Annotated in this window: 4 protein-coding genes; 3 read left to right on the top strand and 1 reads right to left on the bottom strand. The window is 40.7% G+C overall.

All coding sequences use genetic code 11. The features are described 5' to 3' along the window. Positions 1–165 precede the first annotated feature (165 nt). From NJ959_RS25775 to NJ959_RS30500, 3 genes are all read left to right on the top strand, one after another. Positions 166–1,092 (top strand): Rpn family recombination-promoting nuclease/putative transposase, encoded by a 927-nt coding sequence (locus NJ959_RS25775; protein WP_254014616.1) that lies wholly within the window; start codon positions 166–168, stop codon positions 1,090–1,092. A gap of 134 nt (positions 1,093–1,226) precedes the next feature. Continuing rightward, positions 1,227–1,409, top strand: coding sequence for a DUF4058 family protein (locus NJ959_RS30505; protein ID WP_309242713.1), 183 nt, complete (start codon positions 1,227–1,229; stop codon positions 1,407–1,409). Continuing rightward, positions 1,403–1,648 carry a DUF4058 family protein gene (locus NJ959_RS30500; protein WP_309242714.1) on the top strand — a complete coding sequence of 82 codons (246 nt, stop codon included), beginning with the start codon at positions 1,403–1,405 and terminating at the stop codon, positions 1,646–1,648. The genes NJ959_RS30505 and NJ959_RS30500 overlap by 7 nt, the downstream gene beginning before the upstream one ends. Before the next feature lie 86 nt (positions 1,649–1,734). On the opposite strand, the gene polA is transcribed toward NJ959_RS30500, so the two are convergent. Continuing rightward, the coding region (gene polA / locus NJ959_RS25765; protein ID WP_256529806.1) for a DNA polymerase I at positions 1,735–4,696 on the bottom strand (2,962 nt) is incomplete at its 5' end.

Genomic DNA, 4,696 nt, shown 5'->3' with positions numbered 1-4,696 from the left:
TTGTCTGTGTAGCGACAGATTTCAATCTGTCGTAAAATTTGAGAATGAAACAGCCATGGGGGGTTGAGGGAGGGGGAAAACTGGCAGAAGGCACAATACTAATAGTGTGGCTGCGGCAGTCCTATTGTTGTTATGATAAAGATAAAATATTACCTATTGAGCAATATGAGATTCATTAGCCCCAAAACTGACTTTGCCTTCAAAAAAATCTTTGCCTCAGATGAGAGTCACGATATTCTGATTTCTTTCCTCAATGCCATAATCTACTCAGGGAATCGAGTAATCAAGAGTTTAGAAATCATCAACCCTTATAATCCGGCAAATATAGTAGATTTAAAAGATAGTTATCTAGATGTGAGGGCAGTGTTAGCAGATGAAACTACCGTCATTATTGAGATGCAAGTTTGGAATGTGGAAGCTTTCGAGAAGCGGGTAATTTATAACTTGTGCAAAACTTTCGTTAATCAGCTCAAGTCGGGACAGGGATATTCTTATCTCAATCCTGTAATTGCTCTAACCATCACAGATTTTCAGCTATTCCCCTCAACGGAGAAAGTAATTACCCGTTTTCACTTTCAAGAGGAAGAAGAAGACATATCTTATCAGGAGAAGACGTTAAAAATGGTATTTGTTGAATTGCCCAAGTTTACCAAAAAGCTGGAAGATTTGGAGAGTTTAGCAGATAAGTGGATTTACTTTCTCAAAGAAGCGCCCAGTTTAGAAGTAATTCCGCCAAAAATGCAGGAGATACCGCAGATAGAAAAAGCGATGAATATAGCGAATCAGGCTGGTTTAAGTGTTGAAGAATTGGAGGAGTTACACAAAGAGGAACTGTTTCTGGAAGATCGGCGAGGTGAGATTACTCTAGCAAAAAGGGAAGGGAGAGAAGAGGGGAGAGAAGAGGGAATAATTCAAGGGGAAAGAATGCTGCTATTGCGACAGATTGAGCGTCGTTTTGGTAAGCTAACTTCTGCTGCTATTGTTGTAATTGAAGGGTTAAATAGTCAAGATTTAGAACGTTTGTCAGAGGCAATGTGGGATTTTTCTGCTATTGAGGATTTAGTTAATTGGTTGGAAGAGTATTCTGGTTAAAGTGAGAGGGGGAAGGGGTTTTTAACGCAGAGAACAAAGCGGTAAAAGCAGAGGTGTGTAGAGGGGTTGGTGTAATGTTTGGGTTTGAAGATAAGATAGTAGAGAATACATGATAAATAGTAAGGAAACCAGTCATGCAGAATCCATTCACAGGGATGAATCCCTATTTGGAGTTGCCGGAATTATGGCATCAAGTTCATAATCGCTTAATTGTCGCAATCGCAGATACAATAATTCCGCAAATTGTGCCCAAATACCGAGTTTCAATTGAGGAACGAGTTTATACTAGTGTGGTGGTAAAGGATATCGGATCTTAATTAGTCGAGGATATAATAGACCAGATGCGGATTTATATCGGTTTGGTTTGAAAGATTCTATCCCGGTTTTTCCTGTACCTTTACGCCAGGGAGATTCTGAAGCTGTGGTGGATTTACAGCGGTTGATTGATGAGATATATGAACGTGCTAGGTTTGATTTGGCGATTGATTATGCGCAAGCTGTCAAGCCATCTTTGTCGCGGGAGGAAGGAGTTTGGGTGAGGGATGTTTTGGTTTGATTGGTGATACATGAGGTTTTTTTTAACGCAGAGAGCGCAGAGGTTTGCGCAGAGGTACGCAGAGGAGTTGATGGATTTTTTGGGTTTTATTTGGCTTCCATCCAGTTTTCTCCGGCGTTGATGTCTACTACTAATGGGACGGTTAATGTTACTGCAGATTCCATTGTTTGTTTGATTTTTAATTGTAATTCTGACCACTCTTCTGGGGGTATTTCAAATATTAGTTCGTCGTGTACTTGTAAGAGGAGTCGCGACTGGTAGTTTTGCAATAATTCATGTATTTTGATCATGGCAATTTTGATGATATCGGCGCTGGAACCTTGAATTGGTGCGTTGGCGGCTGCTCTTAATAAGCCTGCATCGTATTGATCTAGATCTTTGATTTTATCTAGTTTAATATCATTGGGATTGCTATCTTTGTATTTGCGGAGTGTGTTGCTGTTGAATTCAAAGTAGCGGCGGCGGCCTAAAATGGTTTCAACGTATCCTTTTGCGATCGCGTTTCGTTTCATTTGTTCTAAGTAGGCGAATACTAGGGGATACCGTTGTTTTAATCGATCGATAAATATTTTTCCTTCGGCTGAAGATACTCCTGCTTCCCGGGCAAATCTTTGCGCACCCATCCCGTAAATTACACCAAAGTTAATGGTTTTGCCTAGTCTTCTTTCGTCTGGGGTTATTTCTGATTTTTCAAATAGTAATCTGGCGGTTACTGTGTGGATGTCTTCGTTTTTTTGATATGTTTCTACTAAGACTGGTTCTTGACTTAAATGGGCTAATATCCGTAGTTCGATTTGGGAATAGTCTGCTGATACTAATAACCAGCCTGTTTCGGGGAGAAATGCTTTGCGAATTTGCCGGGAAAATGCGGTACGAATGGGGATATTTTGTAGGTTGGGATTGGAGGAGGATAATCGCCCGGTGCTGGTTGCGGTTTGGTTGAAATCAGTATGGATTCTTTGAGTATCTGGACGTACTAGTAGAGGGAGTGCATCAACATAAGTTGATTTTAATTTGGAGAGGGTGCGGTGTTCTAAAAGTGCATCGATAATGGGATGATCTCCTTGTAATTTTTCTAGGGTGGCGTGATCTGTGGAGTAACCTGTTTTGATTTTTCTGGATTTTTTCCGATCTAATTGAAGCTTTTCAAATAGCAATTCGCTTAACTGTTTGGGGGAGCCTAAATTAAATTTATCTCCTGCGACTTGGTAGGCTGATTCCTCAATTTTGGCTAAGTCTTTTTCTAATAAGTTTGAGAGTTGTTTGAGGTAGGCGCTATCAATACTAATACCAAGATTTTCCATCTCTGCTAGTACGGGTTCTAAGGGTTGTTCTACTTCTAGTAATAGCTTTTGGAGAATGGGAATTTGTGCTAATTCTGCTTGAAGTTTGGCAACTAAGCTAAATGTGGCATAAGCATCCATGCCGCAGTAGTCTGCTACTGTAGGAATATTGAGATCTGCGATTGTTTTGCCTTTGGGAATATTTAATTCTTTGTAACTTTTAGACTTAATTCCCGATAAATACCGTTCGCATAAATCGTTGAGGTTATGAGTAAGATCCGGATTGATGACGTAACTGGCTAGCATGGTGTCGAAGACTACGCCTGTTAGGTGAATGTTTTGCGTTCGCAGTACTAATCTATCAAATTTAGCATTTTGTAGTGCTTTGGGATAGTTTGCATTTTCGAGAATTGGACGTAATCCTGCTAAAGCTGTATTTTTGTCTAAGTTATTACCTTTTGTATGGCTGATGGGAATGTAGGCGATATCTGTAGGTTGGCTGCCCCAACAACAGCCAATTCCAACTAATTCTGCATCTCGTGGTTCTAAATCTGTGGTTTCGGTATCCCAGGCAACTGGAGTGGTTGGGTTGGTGTAAGTTTTTAGCTGATTTACTAGTTGAATTAGTTTATCTGGAGTATCAATAATTTGAGGTTGAATCTGACTTGGTGGTGTTAGTTGCTGCTGGTAGACATCAGTATCCGCAGGCGTGAAAAACCAAGTATCTTCATTTTCGGTATCTTCTGACGGAATGTTTGCTGTTTCTGATGACTCTATTGGTGTATCGGTAGTAATTTTTCCGCCAAATTGTTGCTGGAGTTGGTCAATTTTATCTAAAAATGACTGGAATTCTAGTTTTTGTAATATAGGTGTCAGAATTTGGATATCAAATCCCTGTAATTTGGCATCGTTTAGGGCAATTTCTACAGGGGCATCAAATTTTAACTGGGCTAAGTATTGGGAATGTTCGGCATCTGGTTTGCCGACGGCTAACTTTTTCTGATTTGCGCCTTTAATCTTAGCCAATGAAGCATAAATTTCCTCTAGGGAACCATATTCTTTCAGTAACTGTACGGCGGTTTTTTCGCCTATTCCTTTGACTCCGGGAATATTATCTGATTTATCGCCGCATAGTGCTTTGTAATCAACTACCTGTGGGGGTGTAACGCCAAGTTTTTCTTTAACTTCTTCTGGTCCAAATTCTAGGGTTCCAGTGGCATTTCCTCGCCGCAAAAAGTCTTTGTGTAAATAGAGAACTTTGATTTGCTTTTGGTCATCAACGAGTTGAAATAAGTCGCGATCGCCTGTTAATATTTTGACACGATATCCCTCGTCGCTAGCCCGATATGCTAATGTGGCCAAAACATCATCTGCTTCATAACCGGGAGAAGTGATAACTGGTAAATCTAATGCTACTAGCAATTCTGGGAGATTTGCCAAATCTAGGATAAAATCCTCTGGTGTTTCGGCTCGATTTGCTTTATAATTAGTATCAGCTTCGTGGCGAAATGTGGGTGTATCTGTATCGAAAGCAATTGCCATTGCTTGGGGTTGTTCCGATGCGATAACTTCTAAAAGAGATTTGATAAACCCAAAACAGACGCTGGTGGGAATCCCCGTCTTGGTGCGTAACCCTCCAGTTTTACTTTTGGCAAAGGCGTAGTAGGAACGAAAGGCGAGAGAATGCCCATCAACTAGGATAAATAGGGGTGCTGCTACTGATGGAGAATCGGTAGCGGGGGAGAGGTTGGGGGTAGAATTGGAG

The sequence above is a fragment of the Limnofasciculus baicalensis BBK-W-15 genome (assembly GCF_024178385.1).
Lineage (GTDB): Bacteria > Cyanobacteriota > Cyanobacteriia > Cyanobacteriales > Coleofasciculaceae > Limnofasciculus > Limnofasciculus baicalensis.
Note: the sequence above shows the minus strand (reverse complement) of the source record. Positions and strands in the feature narration are given on the sequence as shown.